Source organism: Amycolatopsis kentuckyensis, assembly GCF_002155975.1.
Lineage (GTDB): Bacteria > Actinomycetota > Actinomycetes > Mycobacteriales > Pseudonocardiaceae > Amycolatopsis > Amycolatopsis kentuckyensis.
The window spans coordinates 1-21,456 of record NZ_MUMI01000455.1 but is presented as its reverse complement, the minus strand read 5'-3'; the positions used below and the strand labels follow the sequence as shown (position 1 = coordinate 21,456).

Genomic DNA, 21,456 nt, shown 5'->3' with positions numbered 1-21,456 from the left:
ACCGTCCGTAGTGACAATCGGGCTTCGGGGTGGTGGGCTCGAGCGGGGCTTCAGGGCGGTGGGCTTGAGCAGGCTTCGAGGTGGCGGGCTTGAGCGGGACTTCCGGGTGGTGGGCTCGAGCAGGGCCTCCGGGTGGTGGGCTCGAGCAGGCTTCCGGGTGGCGGGCTTGAGCGGGGCTTCCGGGTGGCGGGCTCGAGCGGGACTTCCGAGTGGCGGGCAAACCGGCGGACGCCCCGCTGAGCGGGAAACCGTTGGCACACTGGGTGACCCACCGTGTCGACTATTGACAGGGCCCGCTCGCAGGGTGTGTGATCTGTCCATAGATAGGAAACTTTCCTAACTATTGCCGCCGGTGGTCCGCCGACCATTCCGCCCCGGTCACCCCCTGTCCCCCGACAACGCAGGAGGCTCCCAGTGGCACCCCGTCCACCGTGGCGCGCGGTACTGGCCGGTACCGCCGTCGCGGCGCTCGGCCTCACCGCGCTCAGCCCGGTAAACGCTTTCGCGGCCGATACCGACTACGAGTCCGAGAACGCCACCGTCGTCCAGGGCGCGGTCGAGTCGAACCACGCCGGCTACTCCGGCACCGGCTTCGTGAACTTCGACAACGTCGTCGGCAGCTACGTCGAATACTCCGTGAACGCGGCCCAGGCGGGCACGCACACCCTGACCTTCCGCTACGCCAACGGAACCGCCGACAACCGGCCGGTCAAGCTGACCGTCGACGGCGGCGACAAGGGCACCGTCGACTTCCCCGCCACCGGCGCGTGGACGACCTGGAAGACGGTCACCGCGACGGTCCAGCTCACCGCCGGCGTCAACAAGGTCCGCACCACCGCGACCACCGCGAACGGCGGCCCGAACGCCGACAAGCTCACCGACACCTTCACCGCGCCGGTGGACTCCGAACCGCCGTCGCCGCCGTCGAACCTCAAGGCGAGCAACATCCTGCCGACGGCCGCGACCTTCAGCTGGACCGCCGCGACGGACAACGTCGGCGTCGTCCGCTACGAGATCAACCGCGGCGGCAACATCCTCAAGACCGTCGACGGGAACACGACTTCGGCGACCGTGGACAACCTGACGCCGAACACGGCCTACGACATCTCGGTCGGCGCGTACGACGCCGCGGGCAACCCGTCGCAGCAGAGCAACGTGGTCACCTTCACCACGCCGCCGAGCGACGACACCACTCCGCCCAGCGTGCCGGGCAACCTGCGCTCCACCGGCGTCACCGCGAACAGCGTCTCCCTGGCCTGGAACGCTTCCACGGACAACGGCGGCACCGTCGCCGGCTACGACGTCTACCAGGGCGCCACGAAGGTCGCGACCACGACGTCGCTGAGCACGACGGTCACGAACCTCACCCCGAACACGTCCTACACCTTCACCGTCAAGGCCCGCGACCCCGACGGCAACACCTCGGCCGCCAGCAACGCCGTGACGGCGAAGACCAGCGCCCCGGGCGGCGCCGGAGGCATCCCCGAGTACGACAAGGACATCGCGAAGGTCGACCTCGGCTGGTCGGTGGACTTCCTGCCGAACGGCAACGCGCTGGTGACCGAGCGGGACCGGTTCGAGATCCTGCTCGTCACGCCGTCCGGCCAGAAGACCACGCTGGGCAAGGTCCCGGGCGCGGTCGGCACGAACGGCGAAGGCGGCCTGCTCGGCCTGGCGATCTCGCCGAACTGGGCCACCGACCACGCGATCTACCTCTACCACACGGCTTCCGGCGACAACCGGATCGTGAAGATGACCTACGACGGCAGCACGCTGTCGTCGACGTCGACGCCGGTGCTGACCGGGATCGCGAAGAACCGCTACCACAACGGCGGCCGGATCAAGTTCGGCCCGGACGGCAAGCTGTACGCCACCGTCGGCGACGCCAAGAACAGCGACAACGCGCAGAACAAGAGCTCGCTCAACGGGAAGATCCTGCGGCTCAACCCGGACGGCTCGGCGCCGAGCGACAACCCGTTCTACGCCACCGGCGGCAACGCCCGGTACGTCTGGAGCTACGGGCACCGCAACCCGCAGGGCCTGGCCTGGGACTCCCGCGGCCAGCTGTGGGCGGCGGAGTTCGGCGAAAGCAGCCAGGACGAGCTCAACCTGATCCAGAAGGGCGGCAACTTCGGCTGGCCCAGCTGCGAAGGCACGCAGGGCAGCTGCAGCGGCTACATCGCCCCGAAGAAGACCTGGTCGACGTCGCAGGCCGGGCCGAGCGGGCTGGAGATCGTCAACGACTGGATCTACATCGCCGGCGTCACCGGGCAGCAGCTGTTCGCCACGCAGATCAACGCGGCGGGCACGGGTGTCGGCACGGTGTCGACGCTGTTCTCGGGTCGCTGGGGCCGGCTGCGCTCGGTCACGAAGACCCCGGACGGCGGGCTCTGGCTGACCTCGACGAACAACGACAAGAACGGCGGCACGCCGTCGGTGCTGGACAACCTGATCGTGCGGCTGAAGTTCCCGGGCGGCAGCACGCCCGGCGGCTTCAAGCTGACCAGCTCCGCCTTCGCCGACAACGCGACCATCCCGGACAAGTACACCTGCGCCGGGGACGGCACGGCGGGCCAGGACCCGTCACCGCCGCTGGCGTGGGGTGCCGCCGACGGCGCGAAGGGCTACGCCGTCGTGTTCGCCGATGTCGCCAACAGCGGCAACAAGCTGCACTGGGCGATCTGGGACGTCCCGGCGGCCACCCGGTCGCTGCCGGAAGGCCTCGGCGCGGGGTACACCGTGCCGAACCAAGGTGGCGCGAAACAGAAGGCGATGGGCAGCGGGGCGAACGCGCAGAAGTTCTTCGGCCCCTGCCCGGGCGGCTCGAGCCACCCGTACACGTTCACGCTCTACGCCCTGAACACCGCCACGGTCCCCGGCCTGACGTCGTCCTCGACGATGGCCCAGATCGAAACGGCGATCAAGGGCGCATCGACGGCGAACGTCGTGCTGCGCGGCAAGTCCAGCGCAGCCGCCTGAAAGCCGCGGCAGGGGTGACCGGAGCGGCGCCGGTCACCCCTGCCGCCCTTACTGCGTCCCCGCCACCCGGCGCAGGTGGGCGTCGACGTCGAAGCCGTGTTCCTCCAGCCGGCGGCGGGCCAGCAGGAGCTCGTCGGGGGTGAACAGCTCGGCGTACTCCTCGCGCAGCATGACCGCCTCGGAGCTGCGGCCGAGCTGGTTCTTCTCCCAGAGCATGGTGAACCCGCCCGCGGTACCGGCCCCGCGCAGCAGCAGCCGGGCCGCTTCGACGCCGCCGTGCTCGCGCACCATGCGCTCGAACTGGGCGGGGCGGTAGCCGTAATCCCTGGCCAGGACCCGGCAGCCGTCGAGCAGGTCCTCGGTGAACCGCGCGGCGAGCCGGGGATCGGCCGGGACGGATGCGGCTGGTTCGGGCATGGGGGACGACCTCTCGACGCGACGGCTTCCCAGATTAATCGCGAACCGGCCCGGTTTCGCTACGCCATTCGAGCAACGAATTCGCGAAGAGCACTCTCCGTGTCCACGGAAGCGGGCAAAAGCGGCAAATCGAAACTGTCGGTGCTCTCTGCCATGCTGACCACCATGCGAACCGTGGTCCACGGCGACGTTCACGTCCACTATGGACAGAGTTACGTCCACGACGACAAAGGGGAGCCGTTCGAGGGTGACCTGCACGCGTGTTTCGCCGGGCAGCGCAACGGCCTGTGCGGCGCCGCGGTGCGCGGGACCCTCTTCCTCATCACCGGGCTGCACACCGGCGAGGTCGGGTTCACCGCGGAGGTGCACGACGCCGAGCCGGCGGACGGCGGCGCGGACGACGTCGTCGAGGCTTCCTTCCGCGCCGAAGGCCGGACTGTCCTGGTCACCTGGGGCGGCTCGGATTGGTGGGACCTCGAGCTGACACCGGGCGACTACCGCGTCCGCTACAGCGGCACGGCGATGGACGCGGGCCGCGATCGCGACACCCGCCTCCGGGACGAACCGCCGCTGGACAGCTACCTGCTGCAGTTCTGGCCCGCGCCGGCGGCTCCGGACGTCGTGGTCCGCGAAACGAGCGCGATCGCGGCCTACTGGCACGGTTTCGCGCGTGACCTGCCTCCGCCGCCCACGGACGAGGAGCTCGCCGCTCGCCGGGAGGCGCGGCAGCGAGCCGAGGAAGAGGCGCGGGCCGAAGCGGAGCACGAGCGGCTGCGCCGCGAGTGGGGTGGCGTGCTTCCGGATTCGCTGGTCCTCGGCCTGCCCCCGGGATCGCTGCGGGAGTTCGCCAAGCTCGACCGGGAGCTGGCGGGCGCGGCGGTCGCGGCGGGGCCGGAGGTCTGCCGCGCGCTCGCCCGCCGGGTGGCCCGCCTCGCGTTCGAGCTGGCCGGGCTCGACGACGTGGGCTGGATCGCCGACGGCCTGCGCGCGCTCGACGTGGGGAGTCCGCTGCCCCCGCCGTTCGACGACTGGGCCGCGGCGTGGGACCGGCTGCTGTCGGACCCGGAGGTCCCGCAGACGCTGGTGCGCACGCCGGACGGACGGCATGACAACGCGTTGCAGCAGGCCATGGCGTTCCCGGCGATTTTCGCGGCGGTGCACGAGGACGCGTGGGAGGCGTTGGGTTCGGCGCTGTCGGCAGCCGGGTACACCTACGGGGAGGAGCGGGCGCGGTTCCTGGCGGAGGTGCGTGCGGCGCTGGCCGACCTCACCGGAGACCGGTGATCACCAGCCGAACAACCCGCCCATGATCCGGGCGCAGCGGGCCGTCATCGCGTCCGCGTCTTCGTCCGGCCGGTCGATCCACCAGCTGATCAGCGAGTCGACCACGCCCGTCCACACCTGCGCCACCGCCTCGATGTCCGCCTGATCAGCCAAGCCGCGCGAGGTCAGCAGCTGGGTGGCGCCGAGCACCGCGAACGCGTCGAGCCGGTGGCGGTAGTCCGCGGCCGCCGCGGCGATGTCGCCGGTCGAGGGGACCGTCGCGTCGCGCAGGAGGCGCCACGCGTACCGGTCGTGGTCGAACGTCGTGAAGATCGCCGAGAGCACCTTCAGCGGCATCTGGTCGGGCTCGCCGCCCGCGGCCATGGTCGTCGCCACGCCGTCGGTGAGGCGGCCGCCCGCGCGGTGGAGGCAGGCCAGGTAGAGCCCGTCCTTCGAGCCGAAGTACTGGTACAGCAACGGCTTGGTGACCCCGACCCGGCGCGCGATCTCGACCATCGACGCGCCCGCGTACCCCGCCCGGCCGAACTCCTCGGTGCCGGCCACGACGAGCTGGGCCTCGCGCTCTTCGCGGGGCATCCCCTTGGTCCCGACCGCCCTTGACTCCGTCACACGCGAGAGCCTACCGTGCGTAAAGTGACCCCAGGGTAAGTTACCGCATGGTCAGATCCAAGGAGGCGACGTGGCCGAGTTCCTGGCGCACCTGCGCGACCCCGTGCTGTTCGCGGTTCCGGTGTTCCTGCTGTTCGTCACGATCGAAATCGTCGCGGTGCACGTGCTCGGCCACGACGACAACGTCGTCGGCTACAGCGTCGCCGACACGCGCACGAGCATGCTGATGGGCACGGTCGCCGTCGGCGTCAACGCGCTGTTCCGGCTCGTGATGCTGGTCGTGTTCGCGGCGCTGTTCGAACTGGCGCCGGTCCGGCTCGACCCGCGCGACTGGTGGACGTGGGTGCTCATGCTGCTCGGCCAGGAACTCGTGTTCTACGCCTACCACCGCGCCAGCCATCGCGTGCGGCTGCTGTGGGCCGGCCACCAGGTGCACCACTCCAGCGAGCACTACAACTTCTCGACGGCGCTGCGCCAGAAGTGGACGCCGTACTTCCAGCTGCCGTTCTGGTCGGTGCTGGCGCTGTGCGGGATCCCGCCGTGGATGATCCTGACCGGCCTGTCGATCGACCTCGTCTACCAGTTCTTCGTGCACACCGAGAAGGTCGGCAAGCTGCCGCGCTGGTTCGAGTACGTCTTCAACACCCCGTCCCACCACCGCGTCCACCACGGCAGCGACGCCGAGTACCTGGACGCCAACTACGGCGGCATCCTGATCATCTGGGACCGCCTGTTCGGCAGCTTCGTCCCCGAAGGCAAGCGGCCGACGTACGGGCTGACGAAGAACATCGGGACGTACAACCTGCTCAAGGTCGGCTTCCACGAGTACGGCTCGATCCTGCGCGACCTCCGCACGGCCCGGACATGGCGCGAGCGCGCGGGCTACGTGTTCGGGCCGCCCGGCTGGCAACCCGCCGATCTTCAGTCAGCGGCCCACTCGTAGGACACCGACGTGCTCGGTGAACGACGCCAACCGGTGCCCGGCGTCTTCCAGCCGCGCACAGGTGCCGCCTGGTCCGTGTCGGCCGGCGGACGCCGAAGCCTGGGCGCAGGCGTGCACACCCCGGGCTTCGGCGTCCCCCAATCTCTGGCTCGTGAGCTACGCGATGTCCCGCAGAGCGAGACTGTTCAGGGGCGGGCGCTGCGGTGAGGTGAGGTCGGTCAGCACGATCTCCCGCTCGACCCCGGGTGACGTCCCGCGCCGGAACTGGGCGAGCAGCGTGGCCGGCGGGGCCGAGGTGACCAGCCGGCCGTGGCGTTCCAGCCGGTCGAAGAGCGTCTGCATGATCTGCCCGGACATCCGGCCCAGCGCCTGCGTGCTCTGGTGGCGGTGCGCGCGGTGGCCGAGGTCGACCTGCGCGAGCGCGTCGAGACCGCGCAGTTCGAGCAGGTCGATGAGGTGCCCGACCTCGACGCCGTAGTTCGCGACGAACGGGATGCTCTCCAGCACCTCGCGGCGGCCCGCGTACTCCCCCGCCAGCGGCTGGACGAACCCGGCGAGCTCCGGCCAGAACATGTTGAGCAGCGGCCGGGCGACGAGTTCGGTGACCCGGCCGCCGCCGTCGGCCTCGCTGCCGAGCGGGCGGTGGTAGAAGCCCTTGACGTAGGCGACCGACGGGTCGGTGAGCAGCGGGCCGAGCAGCCCGGTGACGTAGTCGGTGGTGAAGTCGTACAGGTCGCCGTCGACGAAGACGACGAGATCGCCGCTCGTGGCCGCGACGCCCTTCCACAGCGCTTCGCCCTTGCCGGCCAGGCCTTCGAGCGCGGGGAAGACGGCGTCCTGTGCGACGACGTCCGCCCCCGCGGCGGCGGCGACTTCGGCGGTGGCGTCGGTGGAGTGGCTGTCGACGACGAGGATCTCGTCGACGAGGCTGCCGTGGAGCTCGTCGCGGATGGCGCCGACGATCGCGCCGACGGTGGCCTCCTCGTTCCGGGCCGGGATGACGACGGAGACGGTGGTGCCGCGTTTGGCCGCGACGAGCTCCCGGGCGGTCCAGTCCCCGGCCTTGCTGCTGCGCCGGGTGATCCAGGTGCCGATTTCCGGCGAAACCTGCAGCATGCGTTTCCCCTTCCCTCGTTCGCCTCCGAGGTTCGGCGCCCCGCGTTTCGGGCACGCCTCCCCGGCGCTACCGCGGTGTTACGAGATGGCGCGCCGCGTTAAACCGGCTGACGGCCGCCGGTGATCCCGCCCAGGCTCAGCACGAACCGAGGGGGACTGGCGGACGCCTTCGGCGAGGCGATGCGGAAGATCCTCAGCGCGGCCGGGCTCGAGGTCGCCGACAGCGACGACGACTCGCCTCACCCGCTGCCGGGAACGCTCGCCCTGGCAAGTGCGCCGCGAAGCCAGGTTCGACCGGCAGCAGGAGTCGATGCGCGCGGCCTGGAACGCGCGGCACGCGGCCGAACCACGGCCGCCGAGTCCTCAGGCCTCTTCTTCCTCCAGCATCTCCGGGGTGACCGCCGACTCGGTGTCCGGGATGTTCAGATCCTTGGCCCGCTTGTCCGCCATCGCCAGCAGGCGGCGGATCCGCCCGGCCACCGCGTCCTTCGTCATCTGCGGGTCCGACAGCTGACCCAGCTCCTCGAGGGACGCCTGCCGGTTGGACAGCCGGAGCCTGCCTGCCGCCAGGAGGTGGTCCGGGGCCGTCTCGCCGAGGATCTCCAGGGCGCGCTCGACGCGGGCCGCCGCCGCCACCGCCGCGCGGGCCGAACGGCGCAGGTTCGCGTCGTCGAAGTTGGCCAGGCGGTTCGCCGTGGCGCGGACCTCACGGCGCATCCGGCGCTCTTCCCACTGCAGGACGCTCGTGTGCGCGCCCAGGCGGGTCAGCAGCGCGCCGATCGCGTCGCCGTCGCGGACCACCACGCGGTCCGCTCCCCGGACCTCGCGGGACTTCGCCTGGATGCCCATCCGGCGCGCCGCACCGACCAGGGCCAAGGCCGCTTCCGGGCCCGGGCAGGTCACCTCGAGCGAGGACGAGCGGCCCGGCTCGGTCAGGGAGCCGTGCGCGAGGAACGCGCCCCGCCACGCCGCTTCCGCGTCGGCCACTCCCCCGGACACCACCGCCGCCGGCAGCCCGCGCACCGGGCGGCCGCGCTGGTCGATCAGCCCGGTCTGGCGGGCCAGGCCCTCGCCGTCCTTCACCACGCGCACGACGTACCGGGTGCCCTTGCGCAGCCCGCCGCTGGCGGTGATGACGTGGACGTCCGAGTGGTGGCCGTACAGCTCGTGGATCTCCTTGCGCAGCCGTCGCGCGACCGAGCCCGTGTCCAGCTCCGCCTCCACGACCACCCGGCCGGCCACGATGTGCAGCCCGCCGGCGAAGCGAAGCAGCGACGCGACCTCCGCCCGGCGCGGCCCGATCTTCGTGATCTCCAACCGGCTCAGCTCGTCCTTCACCGCGGCGGTCATCGCCATTACTGCCCCTCCCTGCCTTTCGCTCCTCCCCCGTGCTCCCCGCCGAGACCGAGAGCCTCCCGCATGCACAACGCGAGCGCATCAGGATCATGCCGTCCCGCCACTTCGGGGTCGGCCACCGCCCCCAGGTGCGCCCGGCCGCCCAGCCGTTCGGCCGCACGGCGGAGATTCGCCGGGTCGGGCACGGAATCGCGGTCCGCGATCACCGCGTCGACCCGCAGATCGGGCGCGTGCTCGAAGAGTACGTCGAGATGCCGCTCCGGGGAGAATCCCGCGGTTTCCCCCGGCTGGGGGACAAGGTTGAGCACGAGCACCTTCGTCGCGGCCGTCTGCACGAGCGCGTCGTGCAGTCCGGGCACGAGCAGGTGCGGCAGCACGCTCGTGAACCACGAGCCGGGCCCGAGGAACACGACGTCGGCGGCCAGCACGGCGTCGACGGCCTCCGCGCACGCCTGCGGCGGGCGCCCCGACCGGCCCGGCGTGTGCAGGCTGACGCGCTGCACCTGCCCCGGCGTCGACGCCACCGCGACCTGGCCGCGGATCGTGCGCACCGCCGCCGGGTCCTCGCTGTCGAGGCCGCTGACCTGCCCCACGATCTCCAGCGGCTCCGGTGACATCGGCAGCACCCGGCCCGAGACGCCCATCAGGCGGCAGGCCTCGTCGAGCGCGGCGACCGGGTCGCCGAGCACCTCGAACAGCCCGGCCAGCAGCAGGTTCCCCACCGCGTGCCCGGCCAGTGCGCCGTCGCCGCCGAAGCGGTGCTGGAAGACCTCGGCCCACAGCGTGCCGCCGTCTTCCGCGGCGAAGGCGGCGAACGCCTGCCGCAGGTCGCCCGGCGGCAGCAGCCCGAGTTCGCGCCGCAGCCGCCCGGACGATCCGCCGTCGTCGGCCACGGTCACGACCGCAGTGACGTCGGGGGTCACCCGCCGCACCGCGGACAACGTGGCGTGCAGTCCGTGGCCGCCCCCGAGGGCGACCGCGCGCACGTTATTCACGACCAAGGTCGCGGTGCACCACCTTCACGGCCATACCGTCCTCTTTGGACAGGCGCTGGGCGAGCTCCACGGACAGCGCCACGCTGCGGTGCTTGCCGCCGGTGCAGCCGACGGCCAGCGTCAGGTACCGCTTGCCCTCGCGCTTGTAGCCGGCGCCGATCAGCCGCAGCAGCTGGTGGTAGCGGTCGAGGAACTCCTCGGCCCCCTCCTGCGAGAGGACGTAGTTGCGGACCTCGCCGTCGAGCCCGGTGTGCTCGCGCAGCTCCGGGATCCAGAACGGGTTCGGCAGGAACCGGACGTCCATCACCAGGTCGGCGTCCATCGGCAGGCCGTACTTGTAGCCGAAGGACAGCACGGTGACCCGGGTCTGGGTGCTCGCCTCGGACCCGAACGCGTCCTCGATCTTGGCCCGCAGGTCGTGCACCGACAGCGACGACGTGTCGAGCACCAGGTCGGCCTCTTCGCGCAGCGGCTCCAGCAGCGTCCGCTCCGCGGTGATGCCGTCGGCGAGCCGGCCGTCGCCCTGCATCGGGTGGCCCCGGCGGACGGCCTCGAAGCGCCGCACCAGCACGGCGTCGGTCGCCTCCAGGAACAGCACCCGCGGCTTGTAGCCCCGGGCGTCCAGGTCCTTGATGACCGAGGCGAGGTCGTCGGTGAACGCGCGCGAGCGCACGTCCATGACGACGGCCACCTTCGTGATCGCGCCGCGCGCCTGCGCACCCAGCTCGACCATGGTGGCGATCAGCTCCGGGGGCAGGTTGTCGACGACGAACCAGCCCAGGTCCTCCAGGCACTTGGCCGCCGTGCTGCGGCCCGCCCCGGACAACCCGGACACGACCGCGACCTCCATGCCGGAGCCGCGGATCTCCTCTTGCGCACTCACTGTGTTTCCCTACTCCCCTGCTCCTGTGCCGTTGCTCGCGCCGGACTCCCCGGCCAGCGCGGCGACCACGGCCTCCGCGGTGCGCCTGCCGAAGCCGGGCACCGCCTCGATCTCTTCGACCCTGGCCTGCTTGAGCTTCTTCACCGAGCCGAAGTGCTTGATCAGCGCGGTGCGGCGAGCCTGCCCCAGCCCGGGCACACTGTCCAATTCGGACGTCACCAGGCGCTTCGAGCGCTTCTCGCGGTGGTAGGCGATGGCGAAGCGGTGGGCCTCGTCACGCAGCCGCTGCAGCAGGTACAGCCCCTCCGACGTCCGGGGCAGGATCACCGGATCGGGGTCGGCGGGCAGCCAGACCTCTTCCAGCCGCTTGGCCAGCCCGATCACGGCGATGTCGGTGATGCCGAGCTCGGCGAGCACGTCCGCGGCCGCGGTGGCCTGCGGGCCCGCACCGTCGACGACCAGGAGGTTCGGCGGGTAGGCGAACTTCTTCGGCCGCCCGGTCTCCGGGTCGAGGCCGGGCGTGCTCGACTCCTCCGCGGTTTCCTTGAGGTAGCGGTAGAACCGCCTTCGCACGACTTCGGCGATCGACGCGACGTCACCCTCGGTGGCCGCCTCCCGCAGCGCGAAGCGCCGGTACTCGGACTTGCGCGCCAGCCCGTCCTCGAACACGACCAGCGACGCGACGACGTCGCTGCCCTGGATGTGGCTGATGTCGATGCACTCGATGCGCAGCGGCGCGGTGTCGAGGGCGAGGAACTCCTGCAGCTCGGTGAGCGCCGCCGAGCGGGCCGTGAGGTCGCCGGCGCGGCGCAGCTTGTGCTGGGTGAACGCCTCCCCCGCGTTGCGCTGCACCGTCTCGGCCAGCGCCTTCTTGTCGCCGCGCTGCGGCACCCGCAGCTGGACCCGCGAGCCGCGCAGCCCGGTGAGCCACTCCGCGACCGCGTCGGCGTCCGCGGGCAGCTCCGGCACCAGGACCTCGCGCGGGACGACCGGACCGGAGTCGACGTCGTCGCGGGCGTCGAGCTCGGCTTCGTCGCCGTAGAACTGGGTGAGGAAGTGGTCGACCAGCGCCGGGACGTCCATCTCCTCGGCCTTGTCGATCACCCAGCCGCGCTGGCCGCGGACCCGGCCGCCGCGCACGTGGAAGACCTGGACGGCGGCCTCCAGGTCGTCGTGGGCGAAGGCGACGACGTCGGCGTCCGTGCCGTCACCGAGCACCACGGCCTGCTTCTCCATGGCGCGGCGCAGCGCGCCGAGGTCGTCGCGCAGCCGGGCGGCGCGCTCGAACTCCAGCTCCTCGGACGCGGCGGCCATCTCGGCCTCGAGGCGCTTGATCATGACGTCGGTCTTGCCCGCGAGGAAGTCGCAGAAGTCCTCGACGATGTCGCGGTGCTCGTCGGCGGAGACGCGGCCCACGCACGGCGCCGAGCACTTGTCGATGTAGCCGAGCAGGCAGGGCCGGCCGATCTGGCCGTGGCGCCGGAACACCCCGGCCGAGCAGGTGCGGGCCGGGAAGACGCGCAGCAGCAGGTCGAGCGTCTCGCGGATGGCCCACGCGTGGGCGTACGGCCCGAAGTACCGGACCCCCTTCTTGCGGGCGCCGCGGTAGACGTGCAGGCGGGGGAACTCCTCGTTCAGCGTCACCGCGAGCATCGGGTAGCTCTTGTCGTCGCGGTAGCGGACGTTGAACCGGGGGTCGAACTCCTTGATCCAGTTGTACTCGAGCTGGAGCGCCTCGACCTCGGTGGTGACGACGGTCCATTCGACGCTCGCGGCCGTCGTGACCATCTGGCGCGTGCGCGGGTGCAGGCCGGCGAGGTCGGCGAAGTAGGAGTTCAGCCTGCTGCGGAGGCTTTTGGCCTTGCCGACGTAGATGACCCGCTTGGTCGCGTCACGGAACTTGTACACGCCAGGGGCATCCGGGATGCTCCCCGGCGAGGGACGGTAGGTGGTCGGGTCAGCCACTCCTCCAGACTATGGGGCGGCACCGACAGTTTTCGGCGGGCCCCCGGCTGCCCCGTCGGAAGTAGGGTGTTCGTCCGGTTCCGACCTTCGTCGGTGTCCACACCTGTGACCCGGTGGTTACTTTCCGACCGGCCGCTCCGGTCCCCCACCGAAAGGATCACCGCCGTGACCTCTCTCCGTCTCCTCGGTGCCGCCTCCGCGGCCGCCGTCGCGCTGACCCTCGCCGGCGGCGCGGTCGCCTCCGCGGGCGTCCAGCCGAACATCGTCGGCGGCACCACCGCCCCGACGGTCTCCTGGGGTGCCCAGGTGTACGTGAACACGCCGGGGCGCGACTACCAGGGCTTCAACTGCTCGGGCACGGTCATCGCCGGGCGGTGGGTCCTGACCGCGGTGCACTGCCTCGACCAGGACGGCTCGGGGATGTACGTCCGGGTCGGCAGCAACACGCTGCTCTCGGGCACGAAGATCGCCGTCGACGGCGAGTACGAGTCCCCGAACGGCGACATCGCGCTGCTGCACCTGGCCTCGGCGACCAGCGCTTCGCCGATCCCGCTGGGCAGCTCGGACCCGGCGACCGGCAGCACCAACCAGATCTACGGCTGGGGCCGCACCACCCCGACCGGTCCGCCGGCGACGTCGCTGAAGACGGCGAACGTCCAGGTGACCGGCCGGTCCACGGACGCCTACGGCGGCCGCGCGATCCAGAGCGTGGGCCTCAACGGCTCGGCGTGGAAGGGCGACTCGGGCGGCCCCGAGGTGGCGAACGGCGTGCAGGTCGGCGTCGCGTCGACGGTGCAGAACCAGAGCGGGTCGAACACGCGCGGCACGAACAACTACGCGAGCGTGGCGGCGAGCCGGTCCTGGATCCGGACGACCTCGGGCGTCTGAGGTCCTCCTGGTGGCGGGGCGGCGCTTCGGCGCCGCCCCGTTTCTGTCGGTGGCGTGTGGGATGCTCGCGGGCATGCGGATCGCCACCTGGAACGTGAACTCCATCGTCCCCCGCCTCCCGCGTGTGCTGGGTTTCCTGGAGGAGACGGCGCCGGACGTGCTGTGCCTGCAGGAGCTGAAGAACACGACAGAGGCGTTCCCGGCGGCCGAGATCGAAGCGCTCGGCTACGAGGTCGCGGCGTACGGGCTGGGGCGCTGGAACGGCGTCGGCATCGTGTCGCGGGTGGGCTTGTCCGACGTCGTGCGCGGGCTGCCGGGCGAGCCGCAGTTCGACGGGGCTTCGGAGGCCCGCGCGATCGGGGCCACGTGTGGGGGCGTGCGGGTGTGGTCGGTGTACGTGCCCAACGGGCGTGAGCCGGACAACCCGCACTACGCGTACAAGCTGGAGTGGCTGGAGGCGTTGCGGTCGCTGGTCGCCGCGGAGGTGTCGGCCGGTCCGTTCGCGGTGCTCGGGGACTTCAACGTGGCCCCGACGGACGCGGACGTCTGGGACATCGCGCTGTTCGCGGAGTCGACGCACGTGACGAAGCCGGAGCGCGACGCCCTGGCCCGGCTGCGGGATCTGGGCCTGTCGGACGTCTTCCCGCGGCCGCTGAAGTACGACCACCCGTTCACGTACTGGGACTACCGGGCGGGGAACTTCCCGAACAACAAGGGCATGCGGATCGACCTGGTGTACGGGAACGAGGCTTTCACCTCCGCCGTCACGGATTCCTATGTGGACCGCAACGCGCGCAAGGGCAAGGGGCCGTCGGACCACGCACCGATCGTGGTCGACCTCGACCTCTGAGCCCTCTCGGTGCTCAAGAGTTGGCCGCGCGGTGCAGCTTCCGCAGCGCGCGCACCGCCTCCACCGCGCGGTCCCGATCGACGGACTGGACCGCCATCACCGCGTGGTACTCGTCGTCCGGCAGCTCCAGCCGCGCCCACGACGCGCCGTCCGGGAAGCTCACCGAGAGCACGTCGGTCCACGCGAACCGGCGCGTGACCAGCACGTTCCGGACCTCGATGCCCTCGGCGTCGGCCCGCACCCGCGCGATCGCGAACAGCATCACCCCGCACGCCAGCAGGATTCCGATGCCCACCATCGCCGCCTGGTCGGAGCGCTGGAACCGCACCCCCGTGTCGCCGTTGCGCAGCAGGACCGCCACGACGACGAACACCGCCAGCAGCGCCACCGCCAGCACGCTGCACATGATCATCGCGCGCCGCGGGCGGATCACCAGGAGAGTCTGCACGCTCACACGAAACCCCGCTCGGTCCACGGCTGGCGCAGGCTCCGCAGGACGTGCGCGGAGTCCAGGGCCGCCACCGTCGCCTCGTAGCCCTTGTCCTCCTTCGACCCCGGACGGCCCGAGCGGTCGACCGCCTGCTCGTGCGTGTCGCACGTCAGGACGCCGTTGCCGACCGGGGTGCTCTCGTCGAGCGCCACCCGGGTCAGGCCCGCCGTCACCGCGTCGCACACGTACTCGAAGTGCGGGGTGCCGCCGCGGATGACCACGCCGAGCGCGACCACCGCGTCGTGGTTGCGGGCCAGCGCCTGCGCCACCACGGGGAGCTCGACCGCGCCCGCGACGTGGACCACCGTCGGCTCGTCCTCCAGCTCGGCTTCGCGCGCCGCGACCAGGGCCCGCTCCAGCAGGACGTCGGTGATGTCCGCGTTCCAGCGGGTGGCGACGATGCCGAGCTTCAGCGACTTGCAGTCGGAGAGGTCCAGCTTGACGTCGGGACGGCCTTCGCCGCTCACAGTGCTCCTCCGTCGGGGTGCTCGGGGCCCGCGCCGACCTGGTCGTAGTGCTCCAGCTGGGCCAGGTCGTGGCCCATCCGGTCGCGCTTGGTCCGCAGGTAGCGCAGGTTCTCCGGGTTCGGCGAGATCGGCAGCGGCACGCGCCCGGTGACGCGCAGGCCGTAGCCCTCCAGGCCGATCCGCTTGGCCGGGTTGTTCGACAGCAGCCGCATGGTGCGGACGCCGAGGTCGCACAGGATCTGCGCGCCGGTGCCGTAGTCGCGGGCGTCGGCCGGGACGCCGAGCGCGAGGTTCGCGTCGACGGTGTCCGCGCCGTCGTCCTGCAGCTGGTAGGCCTGCAGCTTGTGCAGCAGGCCGATGCCGCGGCCCTCGTGGCCGCGGATGTAGAGCACGACGCCGCGGCCTTCGGTGGCCACCGCTTCCAGGGCCGCCTCCAGCTGCGGGCCGCAGTCGCAGCGCAGCGAGCCGAAGACGTCGCCGGTCAGGCACTCGGAGTGGACGCGCACCAGGATGTCCTGGCCGTCGCCGATCTCGCCGTAGACGAACGCGACGTGCTCGATGCCGTCCAGCAGCGAGTCGTACCCCACCGCGCGGAACGTGCCGGCGGCCAGCGGGATGCGGGCCTCGGCGACCCGCTCGACCTGCTTCTCGGTGCGGCGGCGGTAGGCGATCAGGTCGGCGATGGTGATGATCGCCAGGCTGTGGTCGGCGGCGAACACCTCGAGCTCGTCGCGGCGCGCCATGTCGCCTTCGTCCTTCTGCGACACGATCTCGCAGAGCACGCCGGCGGGGGCGAGCCCGGCCATCCGGGCCAGGTCGACCGACGCCTCGGTGTGCCCGGGGCGGCGCAGCACGCCGCCTTCCTTCGCGCGCAGCGGGACGACGTGCCCGGGACGGCGGAAGTCCTTCGCCGTGGACGACGGGTCGGCCAGCAGCCGGATCGTGTGCGCGCGGTCGGCGGCGGAGATGCCGGTGCTGATGCCCTCGGCGGCGTCGACCGTGACGCTGTACGCGGTCCCGCGCGCGTCCTGGTTCGTGTGGTACATCGGCGGGAGGTCCAGCCGGTCCGCTTCGGACTCGGTCAGCGCCACGCAGACGTACCCCGAGGTGTAGCGGACCATGAAGGCCAGCAGCTCCGGCGTCGCCTTCTCGGCGGCGAAGATGAGGTCGCCCTCGTTCTCGCGGTCCTCGTCGTCGACCACGACGACCGGGCGGCCGGCCGCGATGTCCGCGATCGCCCGCTCGATGGCGTCGGCGTCGAACACCGCTCCGCTGCCGCACGGGGTCCAGCCCGCTTCGGGCTCTGCCGCACTCGTCTCACTCATGACCGCTCCTCCGTGCCGCCGTCCCGATTGTGCACCTGGTCGCGGATGTGGGCCTCGGCCAGCTTCTCCACGTACTTCGCCACCACGTCGACCTCGAGGTTGACCAGGTCGCCGGCTTCCCGGCGGCCGAGCGTGGTCACCTCGAGGGTGGTCGGGATCAGCGCCACCTTGAACTGGTCGGCCGTCACCGCGGCCACCGTCAGGGAGATCCCGTCGACCGCGATCGAGCCCTTCTCGACCACGTACCGCGCCAGGTGGGCGGGCAGCGCGAACGTCGTGACGCCGTTCTCGTCGCGGCCGAGGAACACGCCGGTCCCGTCGACGTGGCCCTGCATGATGTGCCCGCCGAGCCGGCCGCCGGCCGGGGTGGCGCGTTCGAGGTTGACCCGGTCGCCGACCGCGACCTTGGCCAGGCTCGACCGCTGCAGCGTCTCGTGGACGACGTCCACGGTGAACTCGCCGCCCGTCACCTCGACGACGGTCAGGCAGACGCCGCTGACCGCGATCGAGTCGCCGTGCCCGGCGTCGCTGGTGACCAGCGGGCCGCGGACCCGCAGCCGGGCGGCGTTCGTCAGCTGCTCGACCGCGGTGACTTCGCCGATCTCCTCGACTATGCCGGTGAACACGTGCGCTGCCTCCTTGTGAGCCGGTCCTTCCATCCAACACCCGCCGCGGCCCGGTGGCTTCTCCGGTGCCGCCGCGAGCGTCAGCCGGCCCGGCCGCGGGCCGCCTGTTCGCGCAGCGCGGCGACCGCCTTGCCCGGGTCGGCGGCGCCGTAGACGGCGGATCCGGCGACGAAGCAGTCGACGCCCGCCTCGGCGGCCTGCTCGATGGTGTCGGTGTTGATGCCGCCGTCGATCTCGACGATCAGCTTCAGGTGCCCGGTGTCGACCAGCCGCCGCGCGGTGCGGACCTTGTCCAGGACGTCGGCGATGAACGACTGCCCGCCGAAGCCCGGCTCGACCGACATGACCAGCAGCGTGTCGTAGTGCTTGAGCGCGTCGAGCCACGGTTCGAGCGCGGTGCCCGGCTTGAGCGACAGGCCGGCCTTCGCGCCCGCGGCACGCAGGTTCTTCGCCAGCGCGACCGGGTCCTTGGCGGCCTCGGCGTGCACGGTGACGTTGTAGGCGCCGGCCTCGGCGTACCCGATCGCCCAGCGGTCCGGGTCGTCGATCATGAGGTGGCAGTCGATCGGCAGGTCGGTGCTGTCGATCAGGGCCTTGGCCACGGGCAGGCCGAGGGTCAGGTTGGGCACGAAGTGCGCGTCCATGACGTCGACGTGGACCCAGTCGGCGCGGGTCTCCCCGCCGGCGGCGACGGCGGCGATCTCCTCGCCGAGCCGGGCGAAGTCCGCCGCGAGGATGCTGGGTGCGATCAAAGGTCGGTCTGCCACGTCCCGAGTGTAGGAGGACGGCGCTAACGCTCGCTAACCGGTTGTGACCAGGATCTGGCTCCGGAGAGGGAGGTCACGGGGCCCCGGGTCGCCCTAACCTCGACCGCATGTCCGGATTCCTGGCGTCCCTGGCGCGGATCGGCAGCTACCGCAGCCTGCCGTACGCCGTCGCGTGTGCCGTCCTCACGCTGCCGATCTCCCCCTTCGCCTTCGCCGCGGCGGTGTCCGTCGAAGCCGACTCCCGCGTGCGTGCCCTGCTCGCCTTGCTCGCCATGGCGGTGCTGATGGGGCTGCTGGGCCTGCTGGGACCGGTCCGGCGGGTCGGCATCGGCCTGGCGAACACCCTGCTCGGCACGGCCATCCCGGCCCCGGACGGGCACCCCGACGCCGGTTCGCGGCTGCGTTCGGGGCTGTGGCTCGCCCTGCACACGGCGCTGAGCGGCGTCCTGCTCACCGTGCTCGCCTTCCTGAGCCTCGGCCTGCTCGTGCCCGCTGTCTGGCTGAGCGGCGGCCAGGACCGGATCAGCCTGTTCTGGGACGAGGTCCCGATCGGCGGGTGGACGGTGCCCTTCGGGATCCTGCTGCTGTTCGCGGCACTGGCGCTGTCCGCGGGCGCCACCCGCGGCTTCCGGACCGGCGCGGAAGCGCTGCTGGGCCCGTCCGAAACGGAACGCACCGCGCTGGCCGAACGCCGTGCCGCGGTACTGGCGCAGCGCAACCGGCTGGCCCGCGAGCTGCACGACTCGATCGGGCACACGCTGACGACGTCGACGATCCAGGCGGCCGCCGCGGCCGACCTGGTCGAGGCGGACCCCGCCCAGGTGCGGCGCGCACTCGGCACGATCGAAGAAGCGTCCCGAAGCGCCCTCGAGGACCTCGACCACGTTCTGGGCCTGCTTCGCGACGAGCCGGCAGCGAAGGCGCCGACGCGCACACTGGCCGAAGTCGACGTCCTCGCCGTGCGCGCCCGCGAAGCCGGGCTCGACGTCCGCCTGGCCGTCACCGGGCCGGTCGCCGCGCTGCCCGCGACGGTGTCGCGCGAGGGCTACCGGATCGTCCAGGAGGGCCTGACCAACGCGTTGCGCCACGCCGGCCCCGGCGCGGTCGACGTCCGAGTCGAGGCCGGGCCGGAGCGCCTCGGCATCGCGGTGGTCAACGCGCTGCCCGGCGACGAGCCGCGGACCGGGCGGCGCGGGCTGGCCGGGCTCGCCGAGCGCGTCGAAGCCCTGCGCGGCGAGCTCGACGCCGGTCCGGACGGGCAGCAGTGGCGGCTGCGCGCGTCCATCCCGCTGCGGGCGGGCGCGTGACGCCGACAGTGCTGCTCGCCGACGACGAGCCGCTGGTCCGCACCGGGCTGCGGGCGCTGCTGGAGCAGCAGGGCCTGCCGGTGGTCGGCGAGGCGGCCGACGGCGGCGAGGTCCTGGCGGCGGTGCGGCGGACCGGGCCGGACGTCGTCCTGATGGACGTCCGGATGCCCGGCACGGACGGCATCGAGGCCACCCGGCAGGTGCTCGCGGCGCTGGCGGAACCCCCGAAGATCCTGGTCGTCACGACGTTCGACAACGACGACTACGTGCACGAGGCGCTGCTGGCCGGGGCCAGCGGGTTCCTGCTGAAGCGGGCGCGCAAGGAGGAGATCGCGCACGCCGTCCGGACGGTCGCCGCCGGCGAGTCCCTGCTGTTCCCGGAGGCGATCCGGCGGCTGGTGAGCGGCCGGCTCCCGGGCGGTGCGCACGCGCGGGCGGCGAAGACGCTGACCCGCCGCGAAGCCGAGGTGCTGCGGCTCATCGCCACCGGCCTGTCCAATCAGGACATAGCCGCGGCGCTGGTGATCAGCCTGGAAACGGTGAAGACCCACGTGGGCAACATCTTCGCCAAGCTCGGCGCCGGGAACCGCAGCCAGGCCGTGGTGATCGCGTACGAAGCCGGGGTGGTGCGGCCGGGCCACCTCGCCGGTCCGTGAGGATGGTGGGGTAAACCGCAGGAAGATCCTGAGGTTTACCCCATCCCCTCCGGCGTCCCGGCTCCGTAACCTGGGACGACCGAGACACCAGGGGGTTTTCTCATGCGGAAGTCATTGCGGGGCAGACGGGTCGTCGCCATCGGCACGCTGGTCGCCCTGCTCGCCGCCACCACGGCCGCACCGGCGCTGGCCGCCACGGCGGACCCGGTGCAGCAACGCCTCGACGTCCTGACGGCGCAGGACGGCAACCCGGGCGCCGAAGCAGTGATCCAGGACGGCCACCGGACCCGGGTCGTCCGCAGCGGCGCGGGCGACATCGCGACCGGGAAACCGTTCCCGCGCAACGGTTCCTACCGCGCGGGCAGCGTCACGAAGACGTTCGTCGCCACGGTGGTCCTGCAGCTGGTCGCGGAGGGCCGGGTGCGGCTGGACGCCCCGGTCGCGCGGTACCTGCCGGGGCTCCTGCCCGACGGGCGGATCACGGTCCGGCAGCTGCTCCAGCACACGAGCGGCCTCTACAACTACACGGACGACTTCGACCGGGCGGACCCGGAAGCCCTGCGGCACCGAGGGGCGGAGCCGGCCGAGCTCGTGGCGATGGCGTTGAAGCACCCGGCGCTGTTCCCACCGGGCACGAAGTGGTCGTACTCCAACACGAACTACATCGTGGCGGGGATGATCGCCGAGAAGGTCACCGGCAAGGCGCTGACCGACTCGATCGCCCACCGGATCACCAGGCCACTGGGCCTGAAGGACACGTACTTGCCCCGCCGAGGCGACGAGCGCCTGCCGGCACCGCACGCGGTCGGCTACCTCCCGATGGCCGGCAAGCTGGTCGATTTCAGCGACTTCGACGCCACGATCGGCTGGGCCGCGGGAGGCCTGATCTCCACCCCGGCGGACCTGAACCGCTTCTACGGAGCCCTCCTGGGCGGCCGCCTCCTGCGCCCGGCCGAGCTGGCGGAGATGCAGCGAACGATCCCGGCCGACCTGGGCGTACCGGGCGCCGGCTACGGGCTCGGGCTGGGCAGCATCCCGGTGTCGTGCGGAGTGTTCTGGGGCCACCAGGGCGGAATCATCGGCTTCACGAACCTGACGGGAGTAGGCCCCCACGATCGCCGTGCGGCGGTGGTGCTGAACCAGAACCCCTCACCGGCGGGGACGAACCAGCATTTGTACGCCGCCATGGACGCGGCGGTGTGCCCATAGCGGGGCGGCCTTGTGGACAGGTGGCTGGGCGGGGGTCGGAGCGGCCCGGAACTGTCGGTGGCCACCGGTAGCGTGGGAAACGGGGGGGCGCCCCCGCGGCGGGGTTCTGCTCACCACCCCGCGGCGGGGCTTCCGCACACCACCCCGCGGCGAGGTTTGTGCTCGCCACCCGCGGCAGGGCTTCTGCCCGCCACCCCCACAGCGGGGTTCCCGCACGCCCCCACGGCGAGGCTTTCGCTCGCCACCCCATGGAGGGGATCCCGCACGCCGCCCCACGGCGGGGTTTCTGCTCGCCGCCCCAAGGCGGGGTTTCTGCTCGCCGCC

At 71.9% G+C, this 21,456-nt stretch carries 20 protein-coding genes; 8 read left to right on the top strand and 12 right to left on the bottom strand.

Annotation, left to right across the window (positions count from 1 at the left end):
• Positions 1 to 414: 414 nt before the first annotated feature.
• Positions 415 to 2,979 (top strand): PQQ-dependent sugar dehydrogenase, encoded by a 2,565-nt coding sequence (locus CCN39_RS36560; RefSeq protein WP_086849894.1) that lies wholly within the window; start codon positions 415 to 417, stop codon positions 2,977 to 2,979.
• A gap of 48 nt (positions 2,980 to 3,027) precedes the next feature.
• Here CCN39_RS36560 and CCN39_RS36555 read toward each other — a convergent pair whose 3' ends face one another.
• Positions 3,028 to 3,396, bottom strand: coding sequence for a hypothetical protein (locus CCN39_RS36555; RefSeq protein ID WP_086849893.1), 369 nt, complete (start codon positions 3,394 to 3,396; stop codon positions 3,028 to 3,030).
• A 165-nt stretch (positions 3,397 to 3,561) separates the two neighbouring features.
• On the opposite strand from CCN39_RS36555, the gene CCN39_RS36550 reads away from it, so the two are divergent.
• Positions 3,562 to 4,680 carry a hypothetical protein gene (locus CCN39_RS36550; protein ID WP_244211159.1) on the top strand — a complete coding sequence of 373 codons (1,119 nt, stop codon included), beginning with the start codon at positions 3,562 to 3,564 and terminating at the stop codon, positions 4,678 to 4,680.
• Here the strand turns inward: CCN39_RS36550 and CCN39_RS36545 are convergent, their stop codons facing one another.
• The gene (locus tag CCN39_RS36545) at positions 4,681 to 5,289 is read right to left on the bottom strand and encodes a TetR/AcrR family transcriptional regulator (protein WP_244211158.1); all 609 of its coding nucleotides are present in this window, start codon (positions 5,287 to 5,289) and stop codon (positions 4,681 to 4,683) included.
• A gap of 70 nt (positions 5,290 to 5,359) precedes the next feature.
• Here CCN39_RS36545 and CCN39_RS36540 point away from each other — a divergent pair, with 70 nt between their 5' ends.
• Positions 5,360 to 6,232 (top strand): sterol desaturase family protein, encoded by an 873-nt coding sequence (locus CCN39_RS36540; protein WP_086849888.1) that lies wholly within the window; start codon positions 5,360 to 5,362, stop codon positions 6,230 to 6,232.
• A 156-nt stretch (positions 6,233 to 6,388) separates the two neighbouring features.
• Here CCN39_RS36540 and CCN39_RS36535 read toward each other — a convergent pair whose 3' ends face one another.
• The 5 genes from CCN39_RS36535 to uvrC form a co-directional block, all read right to left on the bottom strand.
• A complete protein-coding gene (locus CCN39_RS36535; protein WP_086849886.1) occupies positions 6,389 to 7,348 on the bottom strand; it encodes a glucosyl-3-phosphoglycerate synthase in 960 nt (319 codons plus the stop codon).
• A gap of 363 nt (positions 7,349 to 7,711) precedes the next feature.
• Positions 7,712 to 8,704: a DNA-binding protein WhiA gene (gene whiA / locus CCN39_RS36530; RefSeq protein ID WP_086849884.1), complete on the bottom strand. Its 993-nt coding sequence runs from the start codon at positions 8,702 to 8,704 to the stop codon at positions 7,712 to 7,714.
• Positions 8,704 to 9,690: a gluconeogenesis factor YvcK family protein gene (locus CCN39_RS36525; RefSeq protein ID WP_086849882.1), complete on the bottom strand. Its 987-nt coding sequence runs from the start codon at positions 9,688 to 9,690 to the stop codon at positions 8,704 to 8,706. The genes whiA and CCN39_RS36525 overlap by 1 nt, the downstream gene beginning before the upstream one ends.
• A gap of 1 nt (position 9,691) precedes the next feature.
• Entirely contained in the window at positions 9,692 to 10,549 is an 858-nt protein-coding gene (rapZ, locus tag CCN39_RS36520; RefSeq protein ID WP_003101350.1) for an RNase adapter RapZ, read from the bottom strand.
• 42 nt (positions 10,550 to 10,591) lie between these two features.
• Positions 10,592 to 12,547, bottom strand: a complete 1,956-nt coding sequence (uvrC, locus tag CCN39_RS36515) for an excinuclease ABC subunit UvrC (protein ID WP_086849880.1) — start codon at positions 12,545 to 12,547, stop codon at positions 10,592 to 10,594.
• 165 nt (positions 12,548 to 12,712) lie between these two features.
• Between uvrC and CCN39_RS36510 the strand changes: the two genes are divergently transcribed.
• Complete coding sequence (locus CCN39_RS36510; protein WP_086849878.1) at positions 12,713 to 13,435, top strand: S1 family peptidase; 723 nt, start codon at positions 12,713 to 12,715, stop codon at positions 13,433 to 13,435.
• 73 nt (positions 13,436 to 13,508) lie between these two features.
• Entirely contained in the window at positions 13,509 to 14,285 is a 777-nt protein-coding gene (locus CCN39_RS36505; protein WP_086849898.1) for an exodeoxyribonuclease III, read from the top strand.
• Positions 14,286 to 14,298: 13 nt separating this feature from the next.
• Here the strand turns inward: CCN39_RS36505 and CCN39_RS36500 are convergent, their stop codons facing one another.
• The 5 genes from CCN39_RS36500 to rpe form a co-directional block, all read right to left on the bottom strand.
• Positions 14,299 to 14,739, bottom strand: a complete 441-nt coding sequence (locus CCN39_RS36500) for a PH domain-containing protein (RefSeq protein ID WP_086849876.1) — start codon at positions 14,737 to 14,739, stop codon at positions 14,299 to 14,301.
• The gene (gene ribH / locus CCN39_RS36495; RefSeq protein ID WP_003101326.1) at positions 14,736 to 15,242 is read right to left on the bottom strand and encodes a 6,7-dimethyl-8-ribityllumazine synthase; all 507 of its coding nucleotides are present in this window, start codon (positions 15,240 to 15,242) and stop codon (positions 14,736 to 14,738) included. The genes CCN39_RS36500 and ribH overlap by 4 nt, the downstream gene beginning before the upstream one ends.
• On the bottom strand, positions 15,239 to 16,567 hold the full coding sequence (locus tag CCN39_RS36490; RefSeq protein ID WP_086849874.1) for a bifunctional 3,4-dihydroxy-2-butanone-4-phosphate synthase/GTP cyclohydrolase II: 1,329 nt from the start codon (positions 16,565 to 16,567) through the stop codon (positions 15,239 to 15,241). The genes ribH and CCN39_RS36490 overlap by 4 nt, the downstream gene beginning before the upstream one ends.
• Positions 16,564 to 17,193: a riboflavin synthase gene (locus CCN39_RS36485; protein WP_086849872.1), complete on the bottom strand. Its 630-nt coding sequence runs from the start codon at positions 17,191 to 17,193 to the stop codon at positions 16,564 to 16,566. Before CCN39_RS36485 ends, CCN39_RS36490 begins: the two co-directional genes overlap by 4 nt.
• Positions 17,194 to 17,273: 80 nt before the next feature.
• The gene (gene rpe / locus CCN39_RS36480; protein WP_086849870.1) at positions 17,274 to 17,945 is read right to left on the bottom strand and encodes a ribulose-phosphate 3-epimerase; all 672 of its coding nucleotides are present in this window, start codon (positions 17,943 to 17,945) and stop codon (positions 17,274 to 17,276) included.
• A gap of 122 nt (positions 17,946 to 18,067) precedes the next feature.
• On the opposite strand from rpe, the gene CCN39_RS36475 reads away from it, so the two are divergent.
• The 3 genes from CCN39_RS36475 (at position 18,068) to CCN39_RS36465 (ending at position 21,132) form a co-directional block, all read left to right on the top strand.
• Complete coding sequence (locus CCN39_RS36475) at positions 18,068 to 19,267, top strand: sensor histidine kinase (RefSeq protein WP_086849868.1); 1,200 nt, start codon at positions 18,068 to 18,070, stop codon at positions 19,265 to 19,267.
• Positions 19,264 to 19,923, top strand: coding sequence for a response regulator transcription factor (locus CCN39_RS36470; RefSeq protein WP_086849896.1), 660 nt, complete (start codon positions 19,264 to 19,266; stop codon positions 19,921 to 19,923). Before CCN39_RS36475 ends, CCN39_RS36470 begins: the two co-directional genes overlap by 4 nt.
• Positions 19,924 to 20,025: 102 nt before the next feature.
• On the top strand, positions 20,026 to 21,132 hold the full coding sequence (locus CCN39_RS36465; RefSeq protein ID WP_086849866.1) for a serine hydrolase domain-containing protein: 1,107 nt from the start codon (positions 20,026 to 20,028) through the stop codon (positions 21,130 to 21,132).
• The last annotated feature ends 324 nt before the right edge of the window (positions 21,133 to 21,456 follow it).